This is a genomic window from Flavobacterium sp. FlaQc-47, from assembly GCF_044006475.1.
GTDB lineage: Bacteria > Bacteroidota > Bacteroidia > Flavobacteriales > Flavobacteriaceae > Flavobacterium.
Genome location: NZ_JBIPCQ010000003.1, coordinates 221187 through 238333, shown reverse-complemented (window position 1 = coordinate 238333; position 17147 = coordinate 221187). Strand labels below are relative to the sequence as shown.

General features: G+C 34.1%; 12 protein-coding genes. 4 read left to right on the top strand and 8 right to left on the bottom strand.

From position 1 onward, the window contains the following. The first annotated feature begins 82 nt into the window (after positions 1 to 82). Positions 83 to 460 carry a heavy-metal-associated domain-containing protein gene (locus ACHRVX_RS10620; protein ID WP_395331985.1) on the top strand — a complete coding sequence of 126 codons (378 nt, stop codon included), beginning with the start codon at positions 83 to 85 and terminating at the stop codon, positions 458 to 460. Positions 461 to 528: 68 nt separating this feature from the next. Here ACHRVX_RS10620 and gldD read toward each other — a convergent pair whose 3' ends face one another. From gldD to mutY, 4 genes are read right to left on the bottom strand one after another with little or no spacing between them, the layout of a single operon-like run. Continuing rightward, a complete protein-coding gene (gldD, locus tag ACHRVX_RS10615) occupies positions 529 to 1089 on the bottom strand; it encodes a gliding motility lipoprotein GldD (RefSeq protein WP_121322462.1) in 561 nt (186 codons plus the stop codon). Further along, entirely contained in the window at positions 1090 to 2382 is a 1293-nt protein-coding gene (locus ACHRVX_RS10610; protein ID WP_395331982.1) for a gliding motility-associated protein GldE, read from the bottom strand. 23 nt (positions 2383 to 2405) lie between these two features. Further along, complete coding sequence (locus ACHRVX_RS10605) at positions 2406 to 2846, bottom strand: single-stranded DNA-binding protein (protein WP_213295037.1); 441 nt, start codon at positions 2844 to 2846, stop codon at positions 2406 to 2408. 38 nt (positions 2847 to 2884) lie between these two features. Beyond that, entirely contained in the window at positions 2885 to 3931 is a 1047-nt protein-coding gene (mutY, locus tag ACHRVX_RS10600; RefSeq protein ID WP_395331980.1) for an A/G-specific adenine glycosylase, read from the bottom strand. A 141-nt stretch (positions 3932 to 4072) separates the two neighbouring features. On the opposite strand from mutY, the gene ACHRVX_RS10595 reads away from it, so the two are divergent. The 3 genes from ACHRVX_RS10595 to ACHRVX_RS10585 all read left to right on the top strand — a co-directional run bounded on the left by ACHRVX_RS10595 (position 4073) and on the right by ACHRVX_RS10585 (position 7383). After that, positions 4073 to 4363 (top strand): HU family DNA-binding protein, encoded by a 291-nt coding sequence (locus tag ACHRVX_RS10595; RefSeq protein WP_007805026.1) that lies wholly within the window; start codon positions 4073 to 4075, stop codon positions 4361 to 4363. A gap of 386 nt (positions 4364 to 4749) precedes the next feature. Then, complete coding sequence (locus ACHRVX_RS10590) at positions 4750 to 6294, top strand: Rne/Rng family ribonuclease (protein ID WP_395331978.1); 1545 nt, start codon at positions 4750 to 4752, stop codon at positions 6292 to 6294. 444 nt (positions 6295 to 6738) lie between these two features. Continuing rightward, positions 6739 to 7383 (top strand): hypothetical protein, encoded by a 645-nt coding sequence (locus ACHRVX_RS10585; RefSeq protein WP_395331976.1) that lies wholly within the window; start codon positions 6739 to 6741, stop codon positions 7381 to 7383. A 105-nt stretch (positions 7384 to 7488) separates the two neighbouring features. Here the strand turns inward: ACHRVX_RS10585 and pbpC are convergent, their stop codons facing one another. The 4 genes from pbpC to ACHRVX_RS10565 form a co-directional block, all read right to left on the bottom strand. Further along, a complete protein-coding gene (pbpC, locus tag ACHRVX_RS10580; RefSeq protein WP_395331974.1) occupies positions 7489 to 9864 on the bottom strand; it encodes a penicillin-binding protein 1C in 2376 nt (791 codons plus the stop codon). Between the two features lie 129 nt (positions 9865 to 9993). Continuing rightward, positions 9994 to 15678, bottom strand: coding sequence for an alpha-2-macroglobulin family protein (locus ACHRVX_RS10575; protein ID WP_395331972.1), 5685 nt, complete (start codon positions 15676 to 15678; stop codon positions 9994 to 9996). Positions 15679 to 15989: 311 nt separating this feature from the next. Next, the gene (locus ACHRVX_RS10570; RefSeq protein ID WP_395331970.1) at positions 15990 to 16622 is read right to left on the bottom strand and encodes a hypothetical protein; all 633 of its coding nucleotides are present in this window, start codon (positions 16620 to 16622) and stop codon (positions 15990 to 15992) included. 33 nt (positions 16623 to 16655) lie between these two features. Then, on the bottom strand, positions 16656 to 17099 hold the full coding sequence (locus ACHRVX_RS10565) for a nucleoside deaminase (RefSeq protein WP_395331968.1): 444 nt from the start codon (positions 17097 to 17099) through the stop codon (positions 16656 to 16658). Between the last annotated feature and the right edge of the window lie 48 nt (positions 17100 to 17147).

Genomic DNA, 17147 nt, shown 5'->3' with positions numbered 1-17147 from the left:
ATTTGTAATAATTTTATGGACTGACCGCTTCCTTTTTATTAATTTTGCAAGGAACACAACTATCAATTAAAAATAACATACAATGAAATTTACAAAAATTATAGCAACATTCGCAATGGCAAGTTTAGTTTTAGTAAGCTGCAAAAAAGAAGAAGATAAAAATCTGGCTAATATAAAACCTGTTGAAACAGCAGCAAAAGAACAAAAAGCAATTGCTGCGGAAAATGTTCAAACGGCAAGTTTCAAGATTGAAGGTATGACTTGCGCAATGGGTTGTGCCAAAACAATTGAAAAAGAATTAGCTGACTTAGACGGCGTAGAAAAAGCAACTGTTGATTTTGATAAAAAAACGGCGACTGTTGTATTTGATAAAACAGTTCAAAACCAAGATAACTTAACTAAAGTAGTTCAGGCAACCGGAGACGGAAAAACTTATAAAGTTCTGAATTTCAAATCGTAATTACGAAATATAAGATATAGAAAAAGGGCGCTCAAATTGAACGCCCTTTTTTATGTTTTGGATTTTTTTTACTTCCATTTTAATGTTTCCATCAATCTTTGCATGTCGTTTTTGATATAACTTGCCGCCGGCATAATGGAATCGAAGTTTGGTTTTGCATAAAAATAAACTGATCCTGTTATAAAATGTTTCGTACTGTCTGTGACGTAAAACTGGGAGTTTGTAGCTGCGTTTCCGTCAACTTGATAAAACATTCCGTAAACCTTTTTTTGAGGGTTTAAATATGGCTGTTCTAATATATCATCGGCTTTTATAACATGCTCATACGTTAGTTTTTGAGCATCCTTCAATAATTTCTCAATATTGCCATTTACAGGTTTGTAAGTCAGGTAAATTGTGGCTTTCATTTTAGGATAAGTAATCGCAAATCCGCAATCTTTTTCGCCTTTAATAACCGCTGCTTCGTTCATTTCAAAGGCAAACGGGCAATTATTTTCAAAACTAACATATTTTGCTTCCGGATAATCTAAACGCAGAAAACCTGAAGGTTTTGGCACTACATCATCTTTACAACTTAAAACAGTCAATGCCAGTAAAATTGTTGCTATTGAAATTGTTTTTTTTAACATTTAATCTATTGTTACTTTTATTTGTTTTACACGCTTTTTATCAACTGTTTCTATGGTGAAAATGCAGTTTTCGAAAGCTACTTTTTGATCTTTTTTAGGGAAATTACCCAAAATTTCCAGAATAAAACCGGCTAATGTTTCGGCTTCACCTTTGTGGGATTCAAAAATATCTTCATTAACATCAACAATTCTGTAAAAATCCTTCATGTTTATTTTTCCTTCAAACAGAAAATTCTTTTCGTCTATTTGAGAATAATTCAAATTTTCGTCATCAAATTCATCGCTTATATCGCCTACTATTTCCTCAATAACATCCTCTAAAGATACTAATCCGGAAGTTCCGCCATATTCGTCGACCACAATTGCAAGATGGCTTTTAAGGCTCTGGAAATCTTTTAATAAATTGTCCAGTTTCTTATTTTCGGGAACAAAAAAGGCTTCTCTTATTAAGGATGACCAGTCAAACTCTTCATTATCAATATAGGGCAATAAATCTTTAACAAACAAAACGCCTTCGATCTGATCGATATTATCGCGATAAACCGGAATTCTTGAAAATCCTTTTTCGATTATTTTCGGGCAAATGGTTCCAAATGATTCTGATATTTCTAATGCAAAAATATCAATCCTGGGACTCATTACTTGTTTTGTATCAGTGTTCCCGAAAGAAACAATTCCTTCCAGAATTTTTTGTTCTTCGCTTGATGTTCCTTCAGAATCTGTAAGTTCTAAGGCTTGCGAAAGCTGATTGATTGAAAAACTATTTTTTTGTTTCCCCAATTTGTTGTGCAAATATAGCGTAACGCTTCGCATAGGCAAACTTATTGGCGAGAGTAATGTATCCAGAACTGCAATAGGATATGCAACTCGTTTTGCGAATTTTATATTGTTACGGCTGGCGTAAACTTTAGGCAAAACTTCTCCAAATAATAAAATCAGGAAAGTAACCAGGATTATTTCGAGGATAAACTTAAAAACCGGAGAACTAATAGCAGCAAAAATATTTTGTCCTATAAAGGAGAATAAAATAACAACTCCTATATTAAAGAAATTATTGGCTACTAATAATGTGGCTAAGAGTTTTTTGGGTTTGTCTAAAAGCCTGGAAATAATTTTTCCTTTCGGATTATTATGCTGTAAAGTTTCATCAATGTCTTTTTGGGATAAAGAAAAAAGTGCTACTTCGGCACCTGAAACAATTGCCGATAAAAACAATAGAATAAATATTCCGACAAAACCAATTATTAAATTGATGTCTAATGTTTTAAGAAATAAACTGGGCTCCGGGTCCAAATTAAAAAAGATTAGTTAAACAATCAAAAAGGTAAATCATTTATAGGTAAACCTTCGTTTGTGGCATCAAAGTTAGTGTTTTTTGCTGGTTCTGGTTCCTGATGTGGCTTATGATTTCCAGTTTCTTTTTTGGTAGTCAGGAAGGTAAATTCGGTTACCTGAATCTCTGTTGTGTATTTTGTAGTTCCGTCTTCTGCCTGCCACTGACGTGATTTTATACGTCCTTCAATATATATTTTATCTCCTTTAGAAAGGTATTTTTCACAAATTTCTGCTGCTTTATTACGTACAACTAAATTGTGCCATTCTGTAGAAGTTATTTTTTCGTTAGTCGTTTTATTGATATAAACCTCATTGGTCGCCAGCTGAAAACGCCCTATGCAATTTCCACCATCAAAATAGTGCATTTTTACATCGTCGCCTAAATGACCAATTAGCATAACCTTATTTAATGTTCCGTTCATAGTGTATTATATGGTATTTATCCCAAAGATACATTTTTTTAGCAAATTATTTCCTGCTTTTCTATAAAATTATAAATCACAACTGGAAAAGGAAAAGTCTTTAATTTACTGGCATTCAATCCATTTTCGATTGTTTCTGCAATTTTAACTTTCCAAAACTGAATATGTAGATGCTGGTGCGAAAGTTTATGAATTACAGTGGTTTCAGTACATTCTTCAATACTTAAAATAGTATAAGACGGAAAAATGGTGTTTTGAACTGCATTTGAAACAATATCAAAACCCACAATTTCAGTAGTTTCAAAAAGTGGAAACTCATATAAGTTATGCCAAATTTCTTTTGCTGTTCTTTTTTGAATTAGAGTATTTCCTAAAGGATCTTCTAAAATTAAATAATTAAAGAATCTATTTGTCACTTTCAGCTTTTTAGACTTTACGGGCAAAACCGAAACTTTCTTTTTTTGAAGCGCGAGGCAACTATCATTAAAAACACAAATACTACAATCAGGACTTTTAGGAACGCATTGCAAAGCGCCAAACTCCATAATGGCCTGATTAAAAATTGCAGGGTTATCTTTTGGCATTAATTCACGGGCAAGCTCTGTAAATTCTTTTTTAGTTGCCGGCAACGAAATATCAGATTCAATATCAAAATAGCGGGAAAGTACCCGAAACACATTTCCGTCAACAACCGGAACGGCTTCATTATATGAAAAAGAGGCAATTGCTGCTGCGGTATATTCACCAACTCCTTTTAATTTTAATAAGTCATTATAGGATTCAGGAAAAATTCCGTTTAACTCATTTGCGACATATTGAGCCGTTTTATGCAAATTTCTGGCGCGTGAATAATACCCTAAACCCTGCCAAAGTTTCAAAACCTGCTCTTCTGAGGCATTTGCCAGATCAAATACAGTAGGAAATTCCTTTGTAAAAGAGAAAAAATAAGGTGTTCCTTGCGCAACTCTAGTCTGTTGCAACATTATTTCTGATAGCCAAATATGGTAAGGATTGGTGGTTTTTCGCCATGGTAAATCACGTTTGTTTTGTAAATACCAATTTATCAATATGTTAGGAAAATTCATTGCAAAATACTTAGAATACAAAAGTAAATGTTTATGTAATTAAAATTTAACGAATTAGCTTGATTAATTATTTTTTTAATTCCTATATTTGCAAACTCAAAAAAATAGTACACCATTTATAAAAATAAAATAGGAAAGAAAATGACGAAAGCAGATATCGTAGCGAAAATTTCAGAGAAACTAGGTCTTGAAAAAGGAGATGTTCAAGCAACAGTAGAAACTTTTATGGAAGAAGTTAAAACTTCATTAGAAACTGGAGACAATGTTTACCTAAGAGGTTTTGGAAGTTTTATCGTAAAAACAAGAGCTGAAAAAACAGGTAGAAACATTTCTAAAAACACCACTATCAAAATTCCAGCACACAACATTCCTGCATTCAAACCTGCAAAAGTTTTTGTAGAAGGAGTAAAAACGAATAACGAAGCAAAATAATACATTAATTAATCATAAAATCGACACGATATGCCAAGTGGTAAAAAAAGAAAGAGACATAAGGTAGCTACGCACAAAAGAAAAAAAAGAGCGAGAGCTAACCGTCACAAAAAGAAAAAGTAGTTTTAAACTACTTTTTTCTTTTTAAACGTTCATTGAAATTGGAATTCAGTCTCAGTAAACCGTCACAGTTTGCAGCTTAAAACTGCTAACTGATACCGGGAACTGCTTACTAAAATTCCCCCGGGTTCAATACCTGTTAAAAATATTGTTTAATCCATCCTTACAATTCAGTTATGAGTTATAAGTTATGAGTTATGAGTTGCAAAACTTGAAACTTGAAACTTAAAAACCTGAAACTAAAAGTCTGGATAAAAATTTACAGTGTGAATAAAGAATTAATCATTAGATCTAGTTCTGAAGCCGTAGATTTTGCCTTATTAAAAGATGGAAAACTAATTGAATTACACAAGGAAGAAGAGAAAAGCAACTTTCAGGTTGGTGATATTTTTATTGCCAAAATACGAAAACCAGTTGCCGGACTTAATGCTGCTTTTGTAAATGTAGGCTTCGAAAAAGATGCCTTTTTACATTATCACGATTTAGGACCTAACTTAGCTTCCCAACTGAAATTCATAAAACTTGTAAGCGCAGGTAAAATAAAAGATTTCTCCCTAAAAACCTTTCAGTTTGAAAAAGAGATTGACAAAGATGGCATCATTACTGATATTTTAAGTGCCAATCAATCTGTTTTAGTTCAAGTTGTAAAAGAACCTATATCTACCAAAGGTCCAAGAATAAGCGCTGAGCTTTCATTGGCAGGAAGATTTATTGTTCTCGTTCCGTTTTCTGACCGCGTTTCTATTTCTCAAAAAATAGAAGACAAAAAGGAAAAGGATCGTCTAAAAAAACTTGTCCTATCTATCAAACCAAAAGGATTTGGTGTTATTGTTCGCACAGTAGCCGAAGGCAAAAACGTAGCCGAATTAGAAAAAGATTTGCAGAACCTGCTTAGCAGATGGACTGCAATGTGTAAAAAATTACCAACTGCTCATCATCCTTCAAAAGTATTGGGAGAACTCAACAGAGCTTCCTCAATATTAAGAGATGTATTCAATGATACCTTTAGTGGTATCCAGATAGATGACGAAGAGTTGTTCCACCAAACGAAGGAATATCTGCAAGAAATTGCACCTTCAAAACAATCGATTGTTAAGTTTTATCAATCAAATGACACTCCAATTTTCGAGAAATACAATATAGAGAGACAAATCAAAACTTCATTTGGACGTACCGTTTCCATGAGTAAAGGCGCATATCTTATTATTGAACACACTGAAGCTCTTCACGTTATAGACGTAAATAGCGGAAACCGTTCAAATAAGGCGACCAATCAGGAAGATACAGCCATGGAAGTGAATATGATTGCTGCCGCTGAAATTGCCAGACAACTTCGTTTGCGTGATATGGGCGGAATAATCGTAGTTGATTTTATCGATATGTCTAATCCTGAAAACAGGAAAGTCTTGTTCGACTTCTTGCGAGAAGAAATGAGCGACGATAAAGCAAAACATAAAATCTTACCGCCTAGTAAATTTGGTTTAGTTCAAATTACCAGACAACGCGTAAGACCAGAAGTTAATATTAAAACTAGAGAAGAAGATCCTAACAATGAACATGGCGAAATTGAAGCGCCAATTTTAATCATTGATAAAATCGCATCTGATTTAGACCGAATTTTAAAAATCCGCAAAGATGTTGTACTTAATGTACATCCGTTTGTGGCTGCATACCTCAGTAAAGGTTTTCCATCATTACGTTCAAAATGGTTTTTTGAACATAAAAAATGGGTGAAAATCATACCTCGTGACGCTTACACGTACTTAGAATATCATTTCTACGATAAAAAAGGAAATGTTATTTCAGAATAAAAATCAAAACCGCCTCTCGTCCCGATATTATCGGGAGATTGGCGGTTTTTTTGTGCGTCATTGTGAAAAAAGAAACAATCTCACTTTACATTTTTAATTTTTGGAATTTAAAATATTGGAATTTGTTTTTTTTAGGAGCAATTTCCAGCTATCCGTTTCAATCTTTTGTTTTTTAAAGAAAAAAACAAAAGGATTTCCACTTCTATCTGGGCTAGACATCAGTTTTCAAAATTAAATTATATAAACTTTGTTCCTAAATACTTTCTTACATTTGATAAAATTATATACCCGTACAAAATGCTATTAAATATATCTCAGCCCTGTTTTAAAAATAAATATCATTATTTACTTCTTATTTTAACCTTTTTTACAATTAAATCCTCAGCTCAAAATGATACGGTTTATTTTGACCAAAATTGGAAAAACACCCTGAAAAATTCTGCCATGTATTACAGAATTAAACCTTTAAAAATAAAAACAAAAAAGGCGGTGGGATACAATATCAAGTCTTTAGATTCACTTTACGTAATAAAAGATTATTATTTAAAAAATAATAAACCTCAGTTCGAAGGTTATTCTGAAGATAAAGAAGGGGAATATCTTGTAGGAAATGCAAAATGGTACAATGAAAACAACATTCTTTTAGATTCAAGAGATTTCAATTATAAAGAAAATACTAAAAGCAAATTTGCATTCCCAAAATGGCCTATTCTATATATAGATTATAAAATTGCAACCAAAAGCCAATTTATCGGAGGAATAGAATTATGTCTGGATTGTGAAAACAAAAACAAACTTTTTTTAGGATTGGGTTTTGGAGTCACATCTTACAATGACACTAATTATGGCTTACCTGATTTGCATTTATCCTATAATACAGCAAAGTTTTTATTTGTTAAGGGCGGAATATCAGACAAACACGCGTATGGTTTAGCAGGAATGACGGTTTTAAATCTTTTAGATCTAGGCTTCGGATATTCACAACCCTTTAATAATAATAAAATTCCCGTAATTAAAGGGTTTACTTTTGGGGCTACTTTCAGATTTTCAAGCAATCAAAAAGCATATACTCAAATTAGAATCATGTAATAAAACCACCTACCACTTATTGCCTCAAAACTTCTATTTTAAGAAACGATCAGGTTTGGAATTTGGACCCGAGCGTTAGCGAACAGGCGAAGCAATTTCAAAAAATCATTCCCTGATAATTTCAATCTTTCTTCTAATTTCATTCCCAAAAGCATCTACAACCGTAATATAATGTATTCCTGAAGTTGGCGTAATAGGCAGTTCATGAAATGTTTTTGTCGTTGCTTTATAAACATTATCAACATACCAAAACAATTCACGATCACGTTCTGAATAGGCAACTTTTAAAATTACAGGCTGCACTTCGCTATTAAAATTCTTAGTTAAATAGATTTTACTATTCGTTTTCGGGTAAATAAAATCCATACTTGTAGTTTGTGTTCCCTGACAATCTTCCTTGAACGGAGGCAAAGGTAAATACTCTATATGCTGGCTTTTGTAATACCAAGCCATTACAGGAGGTAAAACAAACCAATTTTTAGTGACGATATTATCAATACTTTCGCAACTGCTATTGACCTGAAATTGCTGCGCCTTATCTAAATGCACCGTTTTATGATACGGACAAGCTACCGTAGATTTTCCTTTTTTAGGAACCCATTGTTTGATTTTCGGACAGCCGTCTTTTGCCAGATAACCACTTAAACGACAAACCTCCACCTGATCTAAATCTTTATAAGGGGTTTGAAACCATCTTTGTCTTGGCAATAGATTAAAAACATCAAATAAAATTGGTGCCGCACTTGTAACGCCGGTTAGAGTAGGTCTTCCCTCGCCTGTTGCGTTCCCAACCCAAATTCCCACTACATATTTTGAATTTGTTCCAATTGCCCACGCATCTCTGTTTCCAAAACTGGTTCCGGTTTTCCAGGCAATTTTCAACGAACTGTCATAAAACTTCCAGGCTTCATCCCCTTCCGGTCGGTTTACTTCTTCCATTGCATTATACGTTAACCAAATTGATCCTGCGCCTAAGATATTCTTATGATCACTTTCAGAACCAAAATCAGGCTCAAAATCATTTCTATAATTTAATTCGGTAAACTCTTTGGTACGATATTTTGCATTATTTTTAGTGTAATAATTTACTGTTGAAGAGAGATTAGCATAGGTTCGGCACAAATCCCACAAATTACTTTCTGCACCTCCCAAAATAAGCGATAATCCGTAATGATCCGGTGTTTTATTGATGTCTCTCAATTTAAACTTTTGCAGTTCTTCATAAAATTTATTTACTCCAAAATCCTGCAACATCAAAACTGCGGGAATATTTAACGATCTCGACAAAGCCCGATGTGCCGGAACAGCTCCGTCAAACGTAAGATTAAAATTTTGCGGCGTATAACCTGAAATTTGAGTTGGAATATCAGCTACTAAAGTATTGGGCAATAATTCACCATCATCTAACATTGCAGCGTATAAAAGTGGTTTCAGGATACTTCCGGTACTTCTTGCAGCATCAATAATATCCACATCTTTTTGATGGTCTTTATCTGTTGGCGCATTCCCAACATAACTCATTACGTTTCTGTTTGAAACATCAATAACTAAAATCGCTAAGTTATTGACTTCATTCTGTTTATACTGATTGTAATAATATTTTGCAATTTGGTTTACTCTATTTTGTAAAGCATAATCAATAGTGGTTTTTACACGTGTTCCTTCATCGCCTTTTGCTACTCTTTGTAGTAAATGTGGGGCGATTTGTGGTAAATCATACGGTTTTTGAGGCAATGGTTCTTCAACAGCAAGTTCGTAAGTCTGCTGATCGATTATTCCTTCATTGTGAAGTTTTAGTAGAAGTTTGTTGCGTTTGTTTAATAATTTAATCTGGTTTTTACCCGGATAAATCAAACTGGGCGCATTTGGTAAAACAGCCAAAGTCGCATTTTCCGCCCATGATAATTGATTTGATTGCACGCCAAAATAGCGCCACGCTGCCATTTCAAGCCCAACAACATTTCCGCCAAATGGCGCATGAGCAGCATATAATTCCAGAATTTCGTTTTTAGAATATCCTAATTCTAATCTGGTCGACAAAATAATTTCGATAAACTTTTCAAAATAAGTTCTTCCTTTTCCTTTTCGGGATAATCGGATCACTTGTTGTGTCAGTGTACTTCCTCCCCTTACTACTTTCCCCGCTTTTCTATTTTGTTTGATCGCATTTACCATCGCAATCGGATTAAACCCGGGATGTTTATAAAAATATTCGTCTTCAAAATAAACAATACATTTTTTGAATTTATCCGGCACACTATCCTGAGCAGGAAAACGCCATTGTCCGTCGCGAGCAATTTTAGCACCTAATAATTCTCCTTCTTTACTTTCTATAACGGTAGAATAAGGTTCCTGAAACAACGTTCGGGGTATAGAGAAATAATAAATCAGCAAGAGCGTAAACGCAATTGCTGATTTTATTTTATTCTTTTTTATCCAATTTATAATGCGTTGTGAGAACGCTATAAGTTTATTTTTCAAAGCTTTTAATTTTAGCCCACAGGTTTTACGGGTTGAACGGGTTTTCGCAGTTTAAAATTTATTTTATACAATCTTATAAAAAAAGACCTGTGCAAATCAGTTAAACCCGTAAAATCCGTGGGCCATTTTTTATTTTACAACCTCAACCCAAAACCCTTTTGTTCTTGCCAGGAATGTATTATCATACATAGCCTCACATTGCAATCCAGGTAAGTAATAATTCCCTAAATAAGATGCATTTAGCAAAATCCTGAAAACTTTTGTCTCTCCGGCTTTCATTCCAAAATAAAAATTAGTTCTGTCATCACGAATGTCAATATAATCTGCAATGTTGTTTGTTGCATCTCCATAATCGGTAAAACGGGTATTTACAATTTCGAACCCTGAAGGAAGAATTTGTGATAACGCCACATTTTGTACACTTTCGTTTCTTTGATTTCTAATTGTAACCTCGGCAATAAATTCAGTTCCCTGACTAATTTTTGAAACATTTATCGTACTTCCTTTTCTATTTTTGAAAACAATATCGGCAGAGACATCACTCTGAATTACATTTTCCTGTCCAATTGGTAATATTCCGGTGTTTAGAACACGAACGTAAATAGTATTATTTTTCAGGTTTTTCAAAGTCACATTATTCGAACCAGTCTGAACAATTAAGCTTCTGTCGGCAATTGTTTTTTGTGTGCTTATCGTTTCGCCTTTTCCGTTTTTACTAAACTGGATATTAATTCCTTTAGGACCATTACTCACAGCAAATTTCGACATTGCATACAAACAATACGCTGTTGTTTGGGTACTCATCCACTGATTATTCGACATTTCTTTGGCTAATTTTGAAGCTGTTGAAAATGCCTTTTGTTTCTGACCTAAAAGCAACATTGTTTCTAAGACCATTGCTCTGTTTCTTTCGCTTGAACCATAATAGTAATAGTTGTATTCGCTGGATTCATTATCAATGCTGGTGTGCAATAATAAGTTTTGTCCTGCTGATTTTTGTCCCGCCAAAACATATGCTGCTGCCAAACGAAGTTTACTTTCATTCGAAATACCTTTTGTTTCACGTAATCTGTTCATCGATGATAAGTCTGCATTTCCGGCTAAAGCCAATGTATATAATCGGTATGCCTGAGCTAAATCATTACCGTATTTGGGTTCAAAACGCCATTGTTTCGATTCTTTTTGTTGATACAAAACCCATTTTGATTTGAAATTAATGGGTAAAACATACCCTTTTTTCTCTGCTTCTATCAGGAAATGTCCAGCGTATGAAGTTCCCCAATCATCAGCAATTGTATTTCCCTGCCAGTAAGATAATCCTCCATTTGATAACTGAAAAGTTCCTAATCTGGTAATTCCTGCACTAATATTCTTTTGAATAAGTGCTTTTCTGTTGGCATCTAAATCAACCACATCATTTAAAAATAATTGTGGAAATACAGATGAAGTCGTTTGCTCAACGCATCCATGAGGATATTGAATCAGGAATTGTAATCTTCCGTTCAAATTGATTGTTGGCATTGACGAAACTTCTAATCTCGCTTTATTACTTCCTGAAACTCCAAACGTTTTCCATGAAATAGTTTTTGTGCTGTTTGGAGGTAAAATAACATCTGTATAAGTATTCGTAACCGGATTAGGATTCGTCATATCAATTTCGACATCATAAACCGACTTTTCGCTTCCTGAAGTCGCAATAACCTGAACCTTAGCAATTCCTGTTGCCGAACCTACAACTAAATTAAAATAAGCCATTTTTTCGTCGGGTTGGGCAAAAGTCAGTCTTTGAGTTGCGCTTCCCATTACTTTTAGTCCGGCACTTGTTTTTATCTGAATTGAAACATTTTTGATCTTACTTTCAGTCGCAAAAACCGTTACCGGAATCGTCACTTTTTCTGAAGGTGAAATTTTTCTCGGCAACGAAGCCAATACCATCAGCGGACTACGAACCGGCGTAGCTTTTTCTACACTTCCGTAAGCACTTGTATTTGCATCTCCTGCAACAATCATTGTTCTGACAGAACCAATGTATTTTGGCAATTTTAACTGATGTGATTTTGTTTGTCCTTTTTCTAATTTATAAGGTCCGTAATACAATACAACGGGTTTAAAACGATTGGCTTTTTTGGCTTTTCCACCGCCTAAATCCTGATCTCCACCAATACTGAAAATCTGATTTATTTTTCCGCCATATGCGCCAATTACATCATCATAAATATCCCATGTTTTAACGCCTAAAGCTTCACGAACATAAAAACTATCCCAAGCATTTGGTGTTTTAAAACGGGTTAAATCCAGTAAACCTTCATCAACAACTGCAATTGTATACGTCATTTCCTTGCCTGTTTTCTCTCCTACTTTTACAGTAAATGTCTGCTCTGGTTTTAGAACATCCGGCATGGAAAGTGTTGGTGCCAAAATCGTATTTTTGTCTACCACCTCAATTGGAACAATTCCGTACATACGAATTGGCGAATCGTTTTTAGTAGAAGCATGAGGCTGTAAAAGCGTGATATCAAAATATACATTTGGCGCCATTGCTGAAGTAATTGGAACTTCAACTTTAGTTTCTCCTTTTTGTGTTTTTGCCCAAATTGTCTGTACTACTTTTGATCCGTTTTCGATAGAAATCAAAGCGCGTCCGCCTTCACTTGAAGGAAAAGATATTTGCGCTTTTTCTCCAACAGCATAATTTTTCTTATCAGTCGAAAAAACCAACATATTAGCTGTCGAAGCATCTCTGTTACGCGTTTTTCCGGACCAGATTGGCCAATCGATATTTACGGTCAATGCCGTTGCATGTCCATCTGTACCATCTGCAACACGAACTAAATAACGTCCCCATTCTTCATCTGACAGATTAAACTGAATACTTCCTTTTCCGTTTGAATCTGTATTGATTACGTAAGTCTTATACGAAGTCGTGGCATCCGAAGAATTATAATTTGATAAATTATCACTTGATGAATCCCACCACCAGCGCCAGTCTACTTTAAATACTTTTACTTCCAGATTTCTAACAGATTTTGGTCTTCCGTTTTCATCCACCGTAACAATATCAAAACGATTGTTGGTTCTGGTTTCCAGCATTCCGTATTTGTTAGGTTCCGGAGCTTTTATCCCTACGTATGTTTGATAAGGCGAATAAGTAGTCGAAATAACATCTGTACTAAAATCCCCTCCTTCTTCATATACTTTTGTGATGAATGCCGCGCGAAGCATTCCCGGCGCCTGACCTTGTAATTTTGGTTCAATATTAACCGTAGCTTTTCCGCTTTCATTTAATTTTCCGGAGAAAACATTAATTTCTTCTGTACTAAATTTGCGCACTAAATCATCAAAAGTAAACTTCTCGTATCCTTTAAAAGTGGTTGTTTGCTGTGAAAATTTAGCCTGCATTTCTACATTCAGATTTTTAGCAATTGCACCGTGAAGCCAAGTCACTTCTAAGTTACTATTATTAGGATAAGAGGATGAAAGTGTTTTTCTTGAAAAATTATTTTTAATTTTTAAACGGTTGGGTTTTATCGTTTCAATTTTAATGCTTTTGTAAAACTTGGCACCACCAACGCTTATCATTGCTTCCCAGTTTCCTGTTGGCGCATCTGCACTTGTTGGAACTATAAAGGAATAATGATTTAAATCGTTTGTTTTCTGGATGGTCTGATACGTAGTTTTTCCGTTAGGATCATTCAATCTTAATTTAATAGGATGTGATTTCGGAAGTTTATTCGACGCATCATTTAATATAAAGGACAAATACAAATTATCTCCCGGACGCCAAACGCCACGTTCTCCATAAATAAATCCTTTGAGTCCTTTTTGTAAAGTCTCGCCAGAAACATCAAAGTTACTTACCGATAACGAAAGTCCGTCATCGAGTTTAACATACGTCGATTGATCTCCTAAAGTAACAATTGCAAAATAGGCGAATTTATCCAATTGAAAAGTCGCTATTCCTTCGCTATTTGTAGCCGCAGTTGTTATTTTTTGTTGCTGAAAGGTGTATAAATCTACTCTTGCATTGGAGACTGGCTCTGTTGTAACTATATTATTTACGGCAAATAAGTATGATTTATTTTCGCCTCTTTTGGCAATAACCCCTAAATCAGTTGCTAAAATATTTGTTCCAATTTTGGCATTATAATAATACGAACCGGAACATGGATCTTCACTTTCTCTCCAGTCATAATCTCCGTAATCAGAATCGTAATCATCATAAGAGTTACCGCTGTAATTTACATCATTTTCGTCAACCTCTTCTTCTTCCTCATTTTCATCTCCGTCTGATGTTTCACATTTGTACAGCGAATATTTCTCTTTATACGCAAATTCCACTCTGTAAATTGCTCCGGGTTCTGGCGTAATAATTTTAGATAAATCTAATGCAAACGTGTTCCATTTACTCGGATTTATCAAACTGCTTTCATTTAATTTAAGTGTTGTTTTCGCAATTGGCTGTCCAACTTTCTTGAGATTCTGACTTCCGTTTAATTGGTTATATTGAAGAAACTGAAGAATATTATTTTTATAAATTTTATATACTTTTACATCGACGGCGCTTAAATTCACCGCTTCAAAATTCAGTTTTAAATTGTTTGAACTTGGCAGAATTGTTCCGTTTTTAATAAATCGAACACTTGGTTTTATCTGGTCAAAAGTAATTTTCTCCGTATAATTTGCGTCCATTTTTTTACCATACTGACTTTCGATTCCTTCAAAAACTTCCAGAAGTAATTCACCTGTTATAGCGGTTGCAGGTTCTTCGTCAGGAACAACCTCTACTACTGCTTCTTCATAAACAGTATCTACTGCAACAGCGGCAGAATCTACAATGATCGTAGTTGAATCTGGCGTAATTGTCGCCGTTTCTTCTTGAACTACAACCGGAGCAGGAACTTCTTTTTTAGCCACGGCTTCATTAGTAAAATAGACTTTCAATACATTTCCCTGAGTCGAAAATTTCAGGTTATTGGTGTTCTGAATCGAAACTAACCCTTTAAAATCCTGTCCTTTTTCCAGTGGTTCTGAGAAATTAATTAAAACCGATTGATTGCTGCCTTCCGGAACATCAACTTTTACAATTTTAAATTCGTTTATGCTTGTAATCGCATAATCGATTTCGCCTTTTTGATCGATATCAAAATCACTTCCGTCATATTCAATTTCAATGTTTGATGCTTCATTATAACGCTGAATACTATCAATTATAAAATTGAACTCTTTAGCGGTTCCTGATTTTTTTTCGAATTTTATTTTAAGATCATTCCCTTTTTGATTTGCCGAAACCAGTTTTACAGCGGTTTCAAGATCAATATTATCAGCTGTTTTCAACACACAATTCAAATATTGATATTGTTTGCTATACGACTGAATATCTACCGTATTGATTGTAAAATCCTGTTTGATTGTTTTAACCGTAAAGTTGAATTTTGAAAGTGCCGCCTCTTTCTCTTTCGGAATTGTGATTAGTTTATCTAAATTTAAAGTAACCTGATATTCTGTTCCGGGTTTTAACTTTTCGTCAGGAATAAAAGCAAGCGTATTAGTGGAAAGTGCCACCACTTTTCCATGAACACTTGGCGAAATATCAAATAAATCATCGTCCAGTTCCTGATTGACTTTCCAGTCTTTTTTATCGAAAGCCAAAACTACCCGAATATCAGATTCCGAAGAAACAATTCCCCCCGTAAAACTGACTATATACTCTTTAAATAGTGAAAAATCCGAATTGAAATCGGCAGCAGATTTTCTACCGCAAGATTGAAAAATAAAAAACACACAAAACACGAGAACTAATCCTTTTGCTTTCACTTTTATTTAGAGTTTTTAGGTTACAAATTTAAAATTGACAGTATGTTTTAACTTTTCACAGCCAAATCCATAACTAGTGGTTTGTCAATTATGTTGTAGTAAATGTAAAGTATTTTTCTAAATAGTTTAAGAGGAAAATTCGGTAAATGAAATTATTTAAATTCTTAAAAAAGAAAAAAGAATATTTAGTTTTATAAGGCGCTATTTCTCCCGAAACTTCTGGATCCGTTATATATTTTCCTTCCGCCGCGACAGAAGAAGAAAAGGATACCTCTCCCACCGAACCAGGCATTTTCTTTTCACAAGATTATTTAAAGTTCTGTTCCCAGCTTCGATAAAACTTTATTCATCTCAAGAAAATGAGTTTTTGAATTTGAAGCATAAAACAATTGGTTGCCATCCATAATTATAATCACATCATCTTGATAATTACCATAGAAATTTATTCCATCAAGCCATTTTCTAAAAGAAACATCCTTGTTAGCGAAATTTTGAGTTATAAAATCGAGTTCATGCAGTTCTAATTCGTAAAATGTATTACATGGAAAATCTAATGCAAATCCAGCCTGAAGATAAGCCATAGCAGTAAAAAAACCTATTAAAGTTTCGGTTTCTAATTCCCATTTTTTTTGATCGTAACTCATGTAAACAGGAGGATTATCAAGAAACAAATCATCTTTAAGAATTCCCCATACACAAGCGTGCTGATTTTCAGTATAAAAAATCAAATAATTATCATGATTGTAATATTGAAATCTTTCGGGAATAATTAAGGAATCCTGAGTTTGATTTATAATTTGAATTTTACCTAACTCAGCATAATAATCAACGAATACTTTTGGGAGATTTCCAAAAATATTTTTTACAATTTGAATTTCATCATTAGTAAAACCACAACATTCTGTAATATTAAATAGTGTTTTAATTGTGGAGAAATCAGTCATGTCATTAATTTATAAAAGATAATTCAGCTTATCTTACTTACGTTTTTCAACAAAGAATCGCTTCATTAAATCAGCAGCTTCATTTGCCATAATTCCAGAAACCACGGTAGTTTTGGGGTGTAATTTTGTTCCCATTGTCATGAAACCACGCTGTTCATCGCGAGCACCAAAAACAATTTTAGAAATCTGACTCCAATACAAAGCACCTGCACACATCTGGCACGGTTCAAGCGTAACATAAAGCGTACAATCTTTCAGGTATTTTCCGCCAAGGAAATTTGCGGCGGCAGTTATGGATTGCATTTCGGCATGAGCTGTAACATCATTTAGTAATTCGGTTAAATTATGGCTGCTTGCAATTACTCTGTCGGCAACAACAATTATAGCTCCAACAGGAATTTCGCCTTTTTCAAAAGCAATTTCAGCTTCCTGCAAAGCTTTCTTCATAAAATATTCGTCGGTGAAGGGATTTATCATACTTGCAAAAATAAGGTTTTGAAATAATTTTTGCTGAAATTAAAACTA